Genomic DNA, 14174 nt, shown 5'->3' on the forward strand with positions numbered 1-14174 from the left:
GCACGAGGGCGGGGCCTTCCCGGGGAAGGCCCCGCCCTCGTCGGCGAGCGAGACGGGCTCAGACGGTCCGGAAGGCCGTCACGACGTTGTGCCCGCCGAACCCGAAGGAGTCGTTGAGCGCCGCGATGCGCCCCTCGGGCAGCTCCCGCGACTCGTCGCGCACGACGTCGACGCACACCTCGGGGTCGAGGTTGCGGATGTTGATCGTGGGGGGCGCCGTGCGGTGGTGGAGCGCGAGGATCGTGGCGATCGTCTCGACGCCGCCCGCGCCGCCGAGCAGGTGTCCGGTCATCGACTTGGTGCCGGAGACGGCGATGTGGTCGGCGTCGTTCCCGAAGACCTTGCGCAGGGCGGTGAGTTCGGCGACGTCGCCCAGCGGGGTGGAGGTGGCGTGCGCGTTGACGTGCACGACGTCCTGGGGGGAGAGGTCGGTGGCGTCGAGGAGGTGCTGGAGCGCGAACGCGATGCCGTTGCCGGTCGGTTCGGGCTGCACGATGTCGTGGCTGTCGGCGGAGACGCCCTGGCCGACGGCCTCCACGTAGACGCGGGCGCCGCGGGCGGCCGCGTGCTCGGCCGACTCGAGCACGATGACGCCGGCGCCCTCGCCGAGGACGAAGCCGTTCCGCTCGGTGTCGAACGGACGGGAGGCGCCCTGCGGGTCGTCGTTGTCCTTGGTCATCGCCATCATGTTGGCGAAGGCCGCGATCGGCAGCGGGTGGATCGCCGCCTCGGTGCCGCCGGCGACGACGATGTCGGCGCGGCCGGTGCGGATCATCTCGACCGCGTAGCCGATCGCCTCGGAGCCGGAGGCGCAGGCGCTCACCGGCGTGTGGACACCGGCCCGTGCGTTGACCTCGAGGCCGACGTTGGCCGAGGGGCCGTTCGGCATCATCATGGGCACGGTGTGCGGGGAGACGCGGCGTGCGCCCTTCTCCTTCAGCGCGTCGTACTGGTCGAGCAGCGTCGTGACGCCGCCGATGCCGGAGGCGATCACCGCGCCGAGGCGGTCCGGGTTGACCGTGCTCCCCTCTCCCGCCTTGCCCTCGAACCCGGCGTTCGCCCATGCCTCACGCGCCGCGATCAGTGCGAACTGCGCCGAGCGGTCGAGGCGCCTGGCCTGGGCGCGGGGGAAGATCTCGCCGGGGTCGACGGCGGCGCGGGCGGCGATGCGGACGGGCAGGTCCGCCGCCCACTCCTCCTGGAGCGGACGGACACCGGAGCGGCCCGCCTTGAGGCCCTCCCACGTCGATGCGCTGTCGCCACCCAGCGGTGTGGTTGCGCCGAGACCGGTGACGACCACGGTGCGGTTGGTCGCGTTCACTGGATTCTGTCTCCACTGGTAGAGGGTGTTTCGTTTGAGCCACCCGGAGACCGGGTGGCGACAAACGCGTCAACGGCCTGCCGAGCGCCGCGAGGGCTTCAGCCCTGGTGCGCGAGGATGTAGTCGGCCGCGTCCTTCACGGTCTTGAGGTTCTTGACGTCGTCGTCCGGAATCTTCACGTTGAACTTCTCCTCGGCGGCGACGACCACCTCGACCATGGACAGCGAGTCCACGTCCAGGTCGTCGGTGAAGGACTTGTCCAGCTCGACGTCCTCCGCCGGGATGCCGGCGATCTCGTTGACGATCTCGGCGAGGCCCGAGACGATCTCTTCCTGCGTGGCGGCCATGGCGGCGCTCCTTCGGTGTGTGCTGTGAGTTCCGCAGTCCCGACCTCTTCGTGCGGGTCTGCGGGATCTTGACTAGGGGAGGGTAACGACCGTCGCTGCGTACACGAGACCCGCCCCGAACCCAATGACGAGCGCGGTGTCCCCGCTCTTCGCCTGCCCGGTCGCCAGCATCCGCTCCATCGCGAGCGGGATGGAGGCGGCCGAGGTGTTGCCCGTCGACTCCACGTCGCGGGCGACCGCGACGCTCTCCGGCAGCCGGAGGGTCTTCACCATCGAGTCCACGATCCGCAAGTTGGCCTGGTGCGGGATGAAGACGTCGAGGTCCTCGGGGCCGATCCCGGCCGCGTCGAGCGCTTCCTGGGCGACCTTGGCCATCTCGAAGACCGCCCAGCGGAAGACCGTCTGGCCCTCCTGGCGGATGGCGGGGAACTTCTCCACCTCGCCGTCGCGGTAGGCGTCCCAGGGTACGGTCTGCGCGATCACGTCCCGCTTGTCGCCCTCCGAGCCCCAGATCGAGGGGCCGATGCCGGGCTCCTCCGACGGGCCGACGACCACGGCGCCCGCGCCGTCGCCGAAGAGGAAGGCGGTGGAGCGGTCGGTGAGGTCGGTGAGGTCGGAGAGGCGCTCGGTGCCGAGCACGAGGACGTACTCCGCGCTCCCCTCCGTGATCATGCCCTTGGCGAGGGTGAGGCCGTAACCGAAGCCGGCGCAGCCCGCGTTGATGTCGAAAGCCGCGGCCCTGCCCGCGCCCAGACGGTCCGCGATCTCGGTGGCGATCGAGGGCGTCTGCTTGAAGTGCGAGACGGTCGAGATGACGACGGCGCCGATCTGGTCCGGCGATATGCCGGCGTCGGCGACGGCCTTGCCGGACGCTTCCAGGCTCATCTCGGCGACGGTCTCGTCGGGCCCTGCCCAGTGCCGGGTGGCGATGCCGGAGCGGGAGCGAATCCACTCGTCGGAGGAGTCGATGTGCTTGAGGATCTCCTCGTTGGGCACGACGCGGGTCGGTCGGTAGCCGCCGACGCCGAGGATGCGCGCGTACGGAGAGCCCTTTGCGGGCTTGATCTTCGCGGTCATGCTTCTCGGAGCTCCTTGGTGTCCTCGTGGCGCGGGCGGGCCGAGCCGTACGGTCCTGCCGGCTGCGCACGGCGCGGGGTGCGGAAGGGGGACGGCATCCTCGCCGTCACTCTCCGGAGGGGGCGGACTCGGCGAGGAGTTGACGTGCCGCGTCGAGGTCGTCCGGGGTCTTGAGGGCGGCGGTGCGGACGCCGGGCAGCCCGCGCTTGGCGAGTCCCGTGAGGGTGCCGCCGGGGCAGACCTCGACCATGGCGTCGGCGCCGAGTTCTGCGAAGGTCTCCATGCACAGGTCCCAACGGACGGGCGCCGAGATCTGGTTGACGAGACGGCGGAGCACCTCCTCGCCGGAGTCGACGACCGAGCCCTCCAGGTTGGAGACGTACGGGAGCGTCGGGTCGAGCGGCTCGACCTCGGTGGCGGCCTGCGCCATGGTGGCGACGGCCGGCTCCATGTGCTGGGTGTGGAAGGCGCCGGCGACCTTCAGCGGCATGACCCGCGCCTTCTCGGGCTTCTCCTCGGCGAGCGCCGCGAGCTGCTCGGCGGTGCCTGCCGCGACGATCTGCCCGCCGCCGTTCCTGTTCGCCGGGGTGAGGCCGAGCTTGTCGAGGTGCGCGGTGACCTCCTCGGGGTCGCCGCCGAGGACGGCGGACATGCCCGTCTCGGTGACGGCTGCGGCGTCGGCCATCGCCGCACCGCGCCGCCGCACGAGGCGCAGCGCGGTCTCGGCGGGGAAGACGCCGGCGAGGGCGGCGGCGGCGAGTTCGCCGACGCTGTGGCCCGCGGTGGCGCCGAGTCGTTCCGCGGGGGCGCCGCCGTCCAGCAGCGCCTCGGCGGAGATCAGCGCGGAGGCGACGAGGAGCGGCTGCGCGACGGCGGTGTCACGGATCTCTTCGGCGTCGGCCTCGGTGCCGTAGTGGACGAGGTCGAGACCTATGGCGTCCGACCACTGTCTGAGTCGGTCGGCCACGCCGGGCAGTTCGAGCCAGGGGGACAGGAAGCCAGGCTTCTGGGCGCCTTGGCCGGGAGCGACGAGTACGAGCACGCTCTCAACTCTCTCTTGGGAACGGCGGTCCCCGCCGGTGGGGACCGATACGAAGAACGTGGAGGGTAATTGTGCCTCTTCCACAAAAGATAGGGTGCCGCCCTACGCCGGTCCTTCGGAGTCCGCCAGCCGCCCGAGGACGAGGGCGATACGCAGCGTGAACGCCGAGCGGACGTCGGAAGGTGACCATCCGGTGACGTCCGTCACACGTCGCAGCCGGTAGCGGACGGTGTTGGGATGGACGAAGAGCATGCGTGCCGCGCCCTCCAGGCTGCTCGCCTGCTCCAGGTAAACGCTGAGTGTCTCCAGCAGGGCCGAACCGGCCTGCTCCAGCGGTCTGTAGATCTCCTCCACCAGGAGGTCGCGCGCGGCGGGGTCGCCCGCCATCGCGCGCTCCGGGAGGAGGTCGTCCGCGAGGACGGGCCGGGGCGCGTCGGGCCAGGCCGCGCACGCCTTGAGCCCCGCGGTCGCCGCCTGCGCCGAACGCGTCGCGGAGAGCAGGTCGTTGACGACGGGCCCGGCGACGACGGGCCCCGCCGCGTAGGGCCCGATCAGCGACTTCGCGGCGCGGAGCGGGTCGTCGGAGCCGCCTGCGATCACGACGAGCCGGCTGCCGAGGACGCCGGTGAGGACCTGGAGCTTCGCGTGCCGCGCGGCGCGGCGGATCGCCTCGACGGTGAGCGCGCTGTCCCCGTCGGGCGCGCTGCCGAGGACGACGACGACGTGTTCGGGCGAGCCCCAACCGAGCGCGGCCGCACGGGAGATGGCCCCCTCGTCGGCCTCGCCGGAGAGCACCGCGTTGACGACGAGCGACTCCAGACGGGCGTCCCAGGCGCCGCGCGCCTCGGCGGCCTGCGCGTAGACCTGCGCGGTGGCGAAGGCGATCTCGCGCGCGTAGACGAGGAGCGCCTCGCGGAGCACCGATTCGTCGCCCGGCGCCGCCACCTCGTCGATCGCGGCCTCGACGACCTCGATCGTGGTCCGCACCATCTCGACGGTCTGGCGCAGGGTGATCGCGCGGGTCAGCTCGCGGGGCGCGGTGCCGAAGACGTCGGTGCTGATCGCCTGCGGTGTCTCGGGGTGCCGGAACCACTCGGTGAAGGCGGCGATGCCCGCCTGCGCGACCAGCCCGATCCAGGAGCGGTTCTCGGGAGGCATGGCGCGGTACCACGGGAGTTGCTCGTCCATGCGCGCGATGGCGGCGGCGGCGAGCTTTCCCGAGGAGTGTTCGAGCCGGCGCAGCGTGGCCTTGTGCGGGTGCGGCTGCGGGTCCGGCTCCTGCGGGTCGTCTGTGGGTTCGGGCACGCCCCAAGCCTGCCTCATCCCGCGGGGAGGGCGGGCGCGGGGGCGGACTACGGTGGACATATGACGCAGTCGACCCGAGTCTGGCGGGCTGAGCACCGCTACCAGGGGGGCGCGCACGCGGACGGCGTCTCGACCGCGCACGCCTTCTCGTTCTCCGGCTTCTACGACCCGGAGAACGTCAACTTCGGCCTCCTCGTCGCCTGCAACGAGGAGACGCTCGCGCCGGGCGCCGGCTTCGCCGAGCATCCGCACCGCGACGTGGAGATCGTCACCTGGGTCGTCGACGGAGAGTTGGAGCACCTCGACTCGGCCGGCAACGCCACCGTCGTACGCCCTGGCGACGTGCAGCGGCTCGGCGCGGGGAGCGGAGTGCGGCACGTCGAGCGGAACGCGGGCGAGGGCGTGCTGCGCTTCGTGCAGATGTGGGTGGTGCCGGGGGCGTTCGGGACGGAGCCGGAGTACGAGGTGGTGCGCGGGATCGCGGACGCCACCCCCTTCGCCCTCCCGCGCACCGAAGCGGTGCTCCACGTACGCCGGTTGGCGCCGGGCGAGCCCACCGAGCTGCCCGACGCCGAGTGGCTCTACGTCCACCTGGTACGCGGGGCGGCCGAGCTCGACGGGGAACTGCTGCGCACCGGTGACGCGGCGAGGGTCGCAGGCGCCGAGCGGCTCACCGTACGCGCGGCGGGGGAGGGCGCCGAGCTCCTCGCGTGGGAGATGAGCGCGGAGCCGCGGTACGGGTGAGGGTCAGCCTGCGCGGAGTTCCGCGAGGATCGCGTCGGTGAACGGCGGCCACGCCTCGATCGCCCACGGCCCGAACTGGCGGTCGGCGAGGGCGACGCAGCCGGCCCGCGCCTCCGGATCGACCCACAGGAAGCTGCCGCGCTGCCCGAAGTGTCCGAAGGTGCGCGGCGAACTCTCCGAGCCGGTCCAGTGCGGGGACTTGGCGTCCCGGATCTCGAAACCGAGCCCCCAGTCGTTGGGCTTCTGGTGGCCGTAGCCGGGGAGCACGCCGCTGAGTCCGGGCTGCACGACCTGCGTCGCCGCGTCGAGGGTGGAGCGGTCGACGAGGGTGGGGGACTGGAGTTCGGCTGCGAAGCGCGTCAGGTCGGCGAGCGTGGAGACGCCGTCCTTCGCGGGGGAGCCGGGGAGTTCGGTGCCCGCCATGCCGAGGGGTTCGAGCACCGCCTCCCTGAGGTAGGCGGAGAACGGGATCTCGGTCGCCTTGGCGAGGTGGTCCCCGAGGGCCTCGAACCCGGTGTTGGAGTACAGGCGCCTGGTGCCGGGGGCCGCCATCGTCCGCGGCTCGTCGAAGGCGAGTCCCGAGGTGTGCGCGAGAAGATGGCGCACGGTCGAACCCTCGGGTCCCGCCGGTTCGTCGAGTTCGACGGCGCCCTCCTCCAGCGCGACGAGCGCGGCGTACGCGGCGAGCGGTTTCGTCACCGAGGCGAGGCGGAACGGCTGCTCGGCCGGGCCGCGGCTGCCGGCCACGGTGCCGTCGGCGCGAACCACCGCGGCTGCCGCTGCCGGTACGGGCCAGTCGTCGATCATGCGCAGGCTCTCCATGCGGCCGAGCCTAGTCCCGGTCCCCGTCGCCGCTCCCGGCGCCCTTGCTTGGAGTGCACTCCAGCTCCGTACCGTTTCGGCATGAAGGTACGGGAGAGGCATGGGCAGGACGTCGACGCGGGCGGCTGCGGAACCCCCGTGCCCGTCGCGCACCCGCGACCGGACGGGCGGGACCGCTACACGATCGGCGAGGTGGTGTCGCTCAGCGGGCTCAGCGCCCACACCCTGCGCTGGTACGAGAGGATCGGGCTGCTCGGCGAGGTGGAGCGCTCGCACACAGGTCAACGCCGGTTCACCAACCGCGACTTGGACTGGCTTTCCCTCGTGGGCAAGCTGCGCCTGACGGGGATGCCGGTCGCCGAGATGGTGCGGTACGCGGAGCTGGTGCGCGAGGGCGACCACACGGTCGGGGAGCGGCTGGAGCTCCTCGTCGCCGCGCGAGAGGACGTGCGGGGGCGGATCGCGGAGCTCCAGGGCGCGCTGGAGGTGCTGGAATGCAAGGTGAGCGCCCACGCGGCGGCCGTCGCCGAGCCGTACCGGTGAGGCCGTGCCGTCGGGGAGTCGGGTCCGTCACACCACGGCGAATGCGTAGAGCGCGAAGGCGAAGGCGAGCGCCCCTGCCATGGCCTTGTGCGCGCGCCCGGTGCCGCGCCACGGGGGCTCGAACCGGTGGGTGAGGCGGCCGAGTACCACCAGCGTGCACACCAGCACTGGGAGCCACGCCAGGCGTGCGAGTACCCAACCCGGCGCGAACGGGGCCTCGGTGAGCCCTGGGACGACCCCGAACGCCGCGCCGGGAAGGGCGAGCGCGAGCAGAGCCGACTGGTGCCAGCAGAGCACCGTCATGGCGGCGAGGTTGAGCACCGCCGTCGGGGACCACAGGGCGGGCCGCGCGAGGAGCCGCCCGAGCGGCGCACGGAGCAGCACCGCAAGCCCGCCCTGCACCGCGGCGAGCGCCGGGACGAGCAGCGAGGGCGGATGCGAGTTGGTCCGCTGCTGCCCCGGGACGCCCACCATCGAGGCGGGGTAGTCGAACCGCCACAGCAGCACCGCGAAGAGCACCCCGCCGCCTGCGACGAGCCCCGCGCAGGCCCGCCCGTCGAGCCCCCGCTCCCGCCACACGACGCCGAGTTGGTAGCCGAAGAGCCAGCCGGGGAGGAGATTGAGCAGTCCCAGCCACTCCGGGGCCGCCTCGGCCAGCGGCCCGTACCGCACGGCGTCGACGGCCGCGACAGGCAGGCACAGCACGACGGCGCTCCACACCCCGTACCTCCGCGCGGCCCGCAAGCACCAGGGGGTGAGCGCGGTCACCGCGGCGTAGACCCCGACGAACCACAGCGGCTGCACCACGAGCACGGCCGCCGTCCGCAGCGTCGCACCCGGCACCCCGAGCCAGGAGAGCACCGGCACCAGCGCCGCCCACACCGCCGCGACCCCCAGTACGGGACGCCCCAGCCGCAGCAGTCGGGAGCCCAGCCACTCGGCGACGGTCTCGCCGCGGTCGCGGCACCGGCGCAGGGAGAGCGCCGACGCGTATCCGCCCACGAGGAAGAAGACACCGAGGAGTTGGAGGCCCCAGCTCAACGGTGCGAGGAAGCCGAGCGTCCCGAGGGGGCTCGCGTTGCGGAGCGCGCCGTCGGCTTCCCTGACGAAGCCGCCGAGGAGCCAGTGGCCCGCCGGGACGGAGCAGAGCGCGAGCGCGCGCAGCCCGTCCACGGCGCGGTCGCGGTCGGGCGGGGTGGCGGCCTCGATGCGCGCGAGCGCGGCGCGTACGTCAGCCACGGCGGCACCCGCTCTCACAGGTGACGTCCGCGTACCTGCCGAGCGCGATCGACGCGAAGTTCCGCAGCGACGCCGTACCCGGTACGAGGTATCCGGCGTGCCCCTCGGCGCCCGAGGTGTCCACGACGCGCGCCCCGAACCCCCTGTCCGCGGGGTCGGCCCCGTGCCCGAGTCCGCCGATGTCGACGTGCGGCACCCGCCCGATCCAGTCGCCGCCGCTCCTCGCCGCCCACACCCTGGCGCTCCCCAACTCGCCTGCGGAGTCGGCGCGTACGCCGGGGGAGCCGTAGACGACGAGGTCCCGGAACGCGTCGGTGCCGTGCGCCGCTAGTCCGCAGACGACGGAACCGTAGCTGTGGCAGAAGACCGCGTCGGCCGGTGCGCCGGCGGCAGCCAGCCCGCGCAGGAACCGCTTCAGCCGCGGGGCGCCCGCCTCGGCGAGGCGGCCCGTCGCGGCGTCCGGGCCGAGCCCCGAAGGCGCGGTGTAGCCGACCCACGCCACGACCGCGGTCCGCACGCGGGGGGCCGCGTGCCGCATCTCGGCGCGGAGCGCCTCGGCGGCGCCCAGCGGTCTGCCGTACCGGTCGGCGCCTTTTCCCTCGAGGCGCGCGAGGTCGGTGTCGGCGCCCGGCACCAGCACAGCGACGCGGTCGGCGGTGCCGAGGTCGCCGAGCACCTCGGCGACCTGGCCTCTGCCGCGGGGGTCGAAGGCGAGGATCTGCCGTCCTGCGGTACCGAGTCGACCGTAGTGGGCGGCTCGTGCGCGCGCCCTGGCGCGCTCCGCCGGCGTCCGGCCGGTGTCCTTCGCGCGGGCGTGTTGGCGTGCGCGTTCGGCGCGCAGCGCCAGGCGGTTGGCGCGGTAGCGGAGCCGGGGCGGTGCGCCGTCGAGGTTGCCCGCGACGAGCGGGTGGCGGCGGGCGAGCCGGGCTCCGGCGTCCCGGAGGCCGGCGAAGTAGGTGGCCACGTCGGCGGGTTCGGCACCGGGGGAGGGCGGGTGCCTCCCGTCCGCCGTGTCGGCCCGCCAGGCGGACGAGCCGGGCGGCGGAGCCGTCACCGGTTGCTCCGCCCCCGCGGCCCAGCCGGCCGTCCCGAGCACGGCGACCGCCGCGAGTATCGCGACACCCCGCCGACGCCGCTTCCCTGCTGCCCTGCGCTCCACCTCGTACCCCCCTCGGCGGCTGCCGGAGGCTCCGGCTGCCTGTCGCGGGGAAGCCTGCGGGGGCGGTCACGGCGAGCGCGTCACACCGGCGTGCCCTCTCGGGGGGTACGCGGGTAGGGGGTGGTCGTCACTCCTCGCCGGGGGAGACGAGGCCCGACTCGTAGGCGAAGACCACGGCCTGCGCCCTGTCCCGCAGGCGCAGCTTCGTGAGGACGCGGCTGACATGGGTCTTCACCGTCTGCTCGGCGAGGTGCAGCCCGCCGGCGATCTCGGAGTTCGAGCGGCCGCGCGCCACCAGCGCGAGCACCTCCCGCTCACGCGCGGTGAGCTCCCGCAGCCGCGGTGCCGAGCGGCTCCTGCGGGGACACTGCCGCGCGAACTCCTCGATCAGCCGCCGCGTCACCGAGGGCGCGAGAAGCGCCTCGCCCGCGGCGACGACACGTACCGCGGCGATGAGATCGCTCGGCGGCGCGTCCTTGAGCAGGAAGCCGCTCGCCCCGGCGCGCAGTGCCTCGTACACGTAGTCGTCGACGTCGAAGGTGGTGAGCATCAGCACCTTCGGGGACCGCTCGCCCGGTGCGGCGCCCAGGAGTCGGCCCGTCGCCTCCAGTCCGTCCATGACCGGCATCCGCACGTCCATGAGGACGACGTCCGGCCGGGTGCGGCGGCACACCTCGACGCCCTGGGCGCCGTCCTCCGCCTCCCCGACGACGTCGATGTCGGCCTGTGCGGCGAGGAGTGCGGCGAACCCCGCGCGCACCATCGCCTGGTCGTCGACGACCAGGACCCGCACCGGTTCCGTCGTGGTGCTCACGCCTTCGTGTCCTCCGCCATCGGGGCCTCGGTGCCGGCGAGCGGGAGCCAGGCGGCGACGAGGAAGCCGCCGTCGGGGAGCGGCGACGCGTCGACCGCACCGCCGAGCAGCCGGACGCGTTCCCGCATGCCCACGAGGCCGTGCCCGGTGCCCGTGCTCTCCAACGGCGCTCTCTCGGGGTGCGGCGAGGGTTCGTTCACCACCAGTACGTTGAGCCGGCCTGCTTCCTCGCCGATGTCGACGCGGGTGCGCGCGCCCGGCGCATGGCGCACGACGTTGGCGAGCGCCTCCTGCACGATCCGGTACGCGGAGAGCGAGACCGCCTGCGGCAGCGGGCGCGTGGGCGTACCGGAGTGCTCCACCGGCACGCCGCCCCTCACCGTCGCCTCGACGAGCTGCGGCAGCCGCTCCAACCCCGGCTGCGGCACACGCTCACCGCGCGCCCCCTCGCTGCGCAGCACCCCCAGCAGACGGCGCATCTCCGCGAGCGCCTCACGCGCGGCGGCGGCGATCGAGGCGAACTCCTGCTCCGCCTCGCGGGGCACGTCGGGCAGGCGGTAGGGGGCGCTGTCGGCCTGCACCGTGATCACCGACATGTGGTGGGCCACGACGTCGTGGAGCTCGCGGGCGATCCTCGTCCGCTCCTCCAGCAGCGTCCGCCCCGCCCGTTCGGCCTCGCTGATCGTCTGCTGCTCGGCCAACTTCCGGCGTGCCTCGGCGCGTTCGCGCAGCGCGGCACCCACGAAGAGCACGACGCCGCTGAGCACGACGAGCAGTACGTTGGTCCCCTCGCTCCGCTCCTGCGCAACGAGCCCCAACGCCAGCGAGACCACCGACGTCACGGCCCACACGGCGACGACCGTGCTCCGGCGCTCCCGCAGACCGAGCCCCAGGCAGAGCAGCAGATAGCCGATGATCACCATCGGTGTCCACGGCCAGGGCCGCTCGGCTGCCGGGGCGCCGAGCAGGGCGAAGGCGCCCGCGAGGTCGGCGACGAAGACCAGCCACCAGGCGGTGAGGGGCCGGCTCGTGACCAGGAGCAACGGCGCCGTCTGGGCCACCGCGAGCGCGCCCGAGACACCGCCGGTGAGGCCGTAGCCGTCGGCGAGGACCTGCACGGTGACCGGCAGCAGCACCGCGACGACCGCCAGCGGCACGAGCTGCTGCAACCACCGCAGCCGACCGCGTGCCGCTCCCGCGAGCGGGGCGGGCTCGGGCGCCGGCACGGTCAGGGCCGTCGCGAAGAGCCGGGCCCCGGCTGCGATACGGCGCCGCTCGCGGGCCAACACCGTCTCTTCGGGCGGAAGTTGCGGCATGCACCGACGGTAGGCCCGGGCGGCGCGGGGCCGCCTCCTCCGCGGGTACCGGTGGGCCCCCTACCCCGGTAGGGGGCCGGGCGCGGTCACAGCAGCGCGAGGAGTTCCGTCTTCTTCGCCGTGAACTCCTCGTCGGTGAGGAGGCCGGCCTCGTGGAGCTCGCCCAGATGCCGGATGCGTTCGGCGATGTCGGCGGGGTCGCCGCGCGCGGGGCCCGTCGTCGGGCGCAGCCCGTGGGTGACCGGCCCGCCGGCGGCCGCCGCGGCCGCGAGGACGGCCGCGGCGAACGGCAGCGACTCGTAGACCGGTCCGTACCCCAGCCCGAAGACGACGGACGCCGGGTCCTGGTCCGGCTGCGCCGCGGCCTCGTTCCCCGGCAGGTGGAGCCGCAGATGGCCGTCGAAGACCTCGGGCGACCGCCACTCGATGCCGTCGATCTCGCGCACCCCGAAGGACTGGTCCCCGGCCTTCCACTTAGCCGAGGAGGCGCCCGTCGAGAACCATCGGAAGGCCACGGTCTCGCCGTCGAACGTGGCCTTTCCGTCGTACGCCTTGAAGCTCAGCGGCGGCTTCGGCGGCTCGACGAGATGCCGATCGGCTGGCTTGCCCGACTCCGGTCCCAGTTCCTCGCGGAGCTGGTCCGCGTAGTACTCGGCGAGCGTCTCCCGGTCGGCCGGCAGCACCAGCCGGTAGGGGTCGCTGCCGGGCTTGAGCTGTCCGTCGGCCGCGTCCAGCAGCGGGTCGGCCCCCTCCCGGGGCACGACGTGCAGGACGACCGTTCCGCGTTTGCCGCCGGGGAGCAGCTCGACCGTGCTCAGCGCCTCGTACGGGATGCGTCGCTCTCCCAGTGCCTGGAAGAGCTTGGGCGTGCGAATCCCCCGTTCAAAGCGGATGAGCACGGAGTTCGCTTCGAACTCCCAGGCGGAGTGATTTCCAGCCAGTACGTCACCCATGTGGGTCATCGTATGCGGCAGTTGCTCCCGCGTCGCGGGTTGTCGTGCTACGCGCGTCGTCAGGTGTCGGCCGAGGACGCGGACGTCCGGTGCTCGGCCCCGGCGGTGCACGACGGGTCCCTCGCTGCGCAGTCGAGGAGATGGTACGAACCGGTGCCGATGGCGGCGAAGTTGGCGAGGCTGGAGGTGCCGGGGACGAAGTAGCCGGTGTGGCCCTCGGCGCCCGCGGCCGAGAGGCGGCGCGCGCCGAAGTTCTCGCCGACGGGGTCGGCTCCGTGGCCCAGGCCGCCTACGTTCATGTGCGGCACGTCGGCGATCCAGTCGTCCGAGTCGCGCATCGCCCAGATGCGTGCCGAGGTGTCGAGATCTCCCGCGCGGTCGACGCGCATCCCCGGGCTGGCGGCGACGGCGATGTCGCTCACCTGCTCGGGAAGGTCGTCGGCCGCGACGCCGCAGACGACCGAACCGTAACTGTGGCAGAAGAGAGCGACCCGGGAGCGGTCGAGTTGGGGGAGGCTGCCGACGAAGTCCGTCAGCCGCTGGGCACCCTCCTCGGCCGAACCGCCGGAGGCCGCGGCGACGCCGAGACCGGTCGGCGCTGTGTAGTCCGCCCACGCGACGGTGGCCGTGGGCACGGTGGGAGCGGTCTCCTCCTCCTTGTCCTGGAGCGCATGCGCCATCCCGACCGGCGCGCTGTACTTCCGCTGCGTCCGCTCGAAGTTCGTCAACTCGGTGTCGACGCCCGGGACGACGACGGAGATCCGCTGCGCGTTGTCGAGGTCCCCGAAGACCTCCGCCGCTCTGCCCCGGCCCGCCGGGTCGAAGGCGAGGATCTGCCGGTCCGGCAGCAGCAGCGACTCGAAGCGGTGCATACGGCGCGCCGCCGACTGCCGGCCCTCGTCGGTGAGGCGGTCGTCCACCATGCGGGAACGCTCCACGTCCCTCGCGTCCTCCAGCGCGCGGTGGTTGGCGCGGTAGCGCAGCTCCACCGGCGTACCGCCGAGGTTGCCGACGACGAGCGGATACCGGTCCGCCAGCCGGTGCTGCTGCCGCTCGCTCAGGGAGGCCATGAACGGCGCGATCACCGAGGGGCCCGCCTCCGGGTCGGGAAGGTCCCGCCCCGCGATGCTGCCTTTGGACCAGGACTCCAGTGCGGCGGCACGCGGTCCGCTCTCGCCGCTGTGCTCGTGCACGGCGGTCCAGCCCGTCGTCGCAAGCAGCACGAAGACCACCGAGAGCGCGAGGAGCGCACGCCAGGCCGTGGTTCCGGAGGCTTCCGCCGGAGGGAGTCCGGAACCCGAGAGCTGGTTGCCAAGGGCGGGGAGGTAAGTCACTGAGGCGTCACCATAAGAGATGGCCCCCGGGGTCGGTCGAATCCCGCGCTGGCCGTGAGTCAACTCACGTTTGACGAGGCGCGGAGCGCCTGTGACGGGCGGTGGTGTATTGCCTTTTCACACTGCGGAGTTGCGGAGAAGCGGCTGTTTCCCCGGAC

At 73.3% G+C, this 14174-nt stretch carries 14 protein-coding genes; 2 read left to right on the forward strand and 12 right to left on the reverse strand.

All coding sequences use genetic code 11. The annotated features are described in order from the left end of the window. Positions 1-58 precede the first annotated feature (58 nt). The 5 genes from UWG_RS0107770 to UWG_RS0107790 form a co-directional block, all read right to left on the reverse strand. Positions 59-1321: a beta-ketoacyl-[acyl-carrier-protein] synthase family protein gene (locus UWG_RS0107770; protein ID WP_016906636.1), complete on the reverse strand. Its 1263-nt coding sequence runs from the start codon at positions 1319-1321 to the stop codon at positions 59-61. A gap of 98 nt (positions 1322-1419) precedes the next feature. Beyond that, positions 1420-1668 (reverse strand): acyl carrier protein, encoded by a 249-nt coding sequence (locus UWG_RS0107775; RefSeq protein ID WP_016906637.1) that lies wholly within the window; start codon positions 1666-1668, stop codon positions 1420-1422. Positions 1669-1740: 72 nt separating this feature from the next. Further along, a complete protein-coding gene (locus tag UWG_RS0107780) occupies positions 1741-2745 on the reverse strand; it encodes a ketoacyl-ACP synthase III (protein ID WP_016906638.1) in 1005 nt (334 codons plus the stop codon). A gap of 106 nt (positions 2746-2851) precedes the next feature. Next, positions 2852-3787 (reverse strand): ACP S-malonyltransferase, encoded by a 936-nt coding sequence (locus tag UWG_RS0107785; protein ID WP_016906639.1) that lies wholly within the window; start codon positions 3785-3787, stop codon positions 2852-2854. A 102-nt stretch (positions 3788-3889) separates the two neighbouring features. Next, complete coding sequence (locus UWG_RS0107790; RefSeq protein WP_016906640.1) at positions 3890-5092, reverse strand: PucR family transcriptional regulator; 1203 nt, start codon at positions 5090-5092, stop codon at positions 3890-3892. A 60-nt stretch (positions 5093-5152) separates the two neighbouring features. On the opposite strand from UWG_RS0107790, the gene UWG_RS0107795 reads away from it, so the two are divergent. After that, positions 5153-5836, forward strand: a complete 684-nt coding sequence (locus UWG_RS0107795) for a pirin family protein (protein ID WP_016906641.1) — start codon at positions 5153-5155, stop codon at positions 5834-5836. Positions 5837-5839: 3 nt separating this feature from the next. On the opposite strand, the gene UWG_RS0107800 is transcribed toward UWG_RS0107795, so the two are convergent. Further along, a complete protein-coding gene (locus UWG_RS0107800) occupies positions 5840-6658 on the reverse strand; it encodes a serine hydrolase domain-containing protein (RefSeq protein ID WP_016906642.1) in 819 nt (272 codons plus the stop codon). 81 nt (positions 6659-6739) lie between these two features. On the opposite strand from UWG_RS0107800, the gene UWG_RS0107805 reads away from it, so the two are divergent. Continuing rightward, positions 6740-7201 (forward strand): MerR family transcriptional regulator, encoded by a 462-nt coding sequence (locus tag UWG_RS0107805; protein ID WP_016906643.1) that lies wholly within the window; start codon positions 6740-6742, stop codon positions 7199-7201. Between the two features lie 27 nt (positions 7202-7228). Here UWG_RS0107805 and UWG_RS0107810 read toward each other — a convergent pair whose 3' ends face one another. The 6 genes from UWG_RS0107810 to UWG_RS0107835 all read right to left on the reverse strand — a co-directional run bounded on the left by UWG_RS0107810 (position 7229) and on the right by UWG_RS0107835 (position 14016). Further along, on the reverse strand, positions 7229-8440 hold the full coding sequence (locus UWG_RS0107810; protein WP_033196024.1) for an acyltransferase family protein: 1212 nt from the start codon (positions 8438-8440) through the stop codon (positions 7229-7231). Then, positions 8433-9599 carry an alpha/beta hydrolase gene (locus UWG_RS0107815; RefSeq protein WP_016906645.1) on the reverse strand — a complete coding sequence of 389 codons (1167 nt, stop codon included), beginning with the start codon at positions 9597-9599 and terminating at the stop codon, positions 8433-8435. The genes UWG_RS0107810 and UWG_RS0107815 overlap by 8 nt, the downstream gene beginning before the upstream one ends. Positions 9600-9726: 127 nt before the next feature. Further along, positions 9727-10413 (reverse strand): response regulator, encoded by a 687-nt coding sequence (locus UWG_RS0107820; protein ID WP_016906646.1) that lies wholly within the window; start codon positions 10411-10413, stop codon positions 9727-9729. Beyond that, a complete protein-coding gene (locus UWG_RS0107825; RefSeq protein ID WP_016906647.1) occupies positions 10410-11729 on the reverse strand; it encodes a sensor histidine kinase in 1320 nt (439 codons plus the stop codon). Before UWG_RS0107825 ends, UWG_RS0107820 begins: the two co-directional genes overlap by 4 nt. A gap of 86 nt (positions 11730-11815) precedes the next feature. Continuing rightward, positions 11816-12682, reverse strand: coding sequence for a DUF4429 domain-containing protein (locus tag UWG_RS0107830; protein ID WP_033196025.1), 867 nt, complete (start codon positions 12680-12682; stop codon positions 11816-11818). Between the two features lie 59 nt (positions 12683-12741). Continuing rightward, the gene (locus tag UWG_RS0107835; protein ID WP_016906649.1) at positions 12742-14016 is read right to left on the reverse strand and encodes an alpha/beta hydrolase; all 1275 of its coding nucleotides are present in this window, start codon (positions 14014-14016) and stop codon (positions 12742-12744) included. Positions 14017-14174: the final 158 nt, after the last annotated feature.

Origin of the sequence: Streptomyces xiaopingdaonensis, assembly GCF_000262345.1 — a bacterium.
Classification (GTDB): domain Bacteria; phylum Actinomycetota; class Actinomycetes; order Streptomycetales; family Streptomycetaceae; genus Streptomyces; species Streptomyces xiaopingdaonensis.

Coding starts and splice junctions, on each gene's coding strand:
- UWG_RS0107830 (WP_033196025.1), bottom strand. CDS start 12,682: ATGGGTGACGTACTGGCTGGAAATCACTCCGCCTGGGAGTTCGAAGCG.
- UWG_RS0107800 (WP_016906642.1), bottom strand. CDS start 6,658: ATGGAGAGCCTGCGCATGATCGACGACTGGCCCGTACCGGCAGCGGCA.
- UWG_RS0107805 (WP_016906643.1), top strand. CDS start 6,740: ATGAAGGTACGGGAGAGGCATGGGCAGGACGTCGACGCGGGCGGCTGC.
- UWG_RS0107775 (WP_016906637.1), bottom strand. CDS start 1,668: ATGGCCGCCACGCAGGAAGAGATCGTCTCGGGCCTCGCCGAGATCGTC.
- UWG_RS0107795 (WP_016906641.1), top strand. CDS start 5,153: ATGACGCAGTCGACCCGAGTCTGGCGGGCTGAGCACCGCTACCAGGGG.
- UWG_RS0107825 (WP_016906647.1), bottom strand. CDS start 11,729: ATGCCGCAACTTCCGCCCGAAGAGACGGTGTTGGCCCGCGAGCGGCGC.
- UWG_RS0107780 (WP_016906638.1), bottom strand. CDS start 2,745: ATGACCGCGAAGATCAAGCCCGCAAAGGGCTCTCCGTACGCGCGCATC.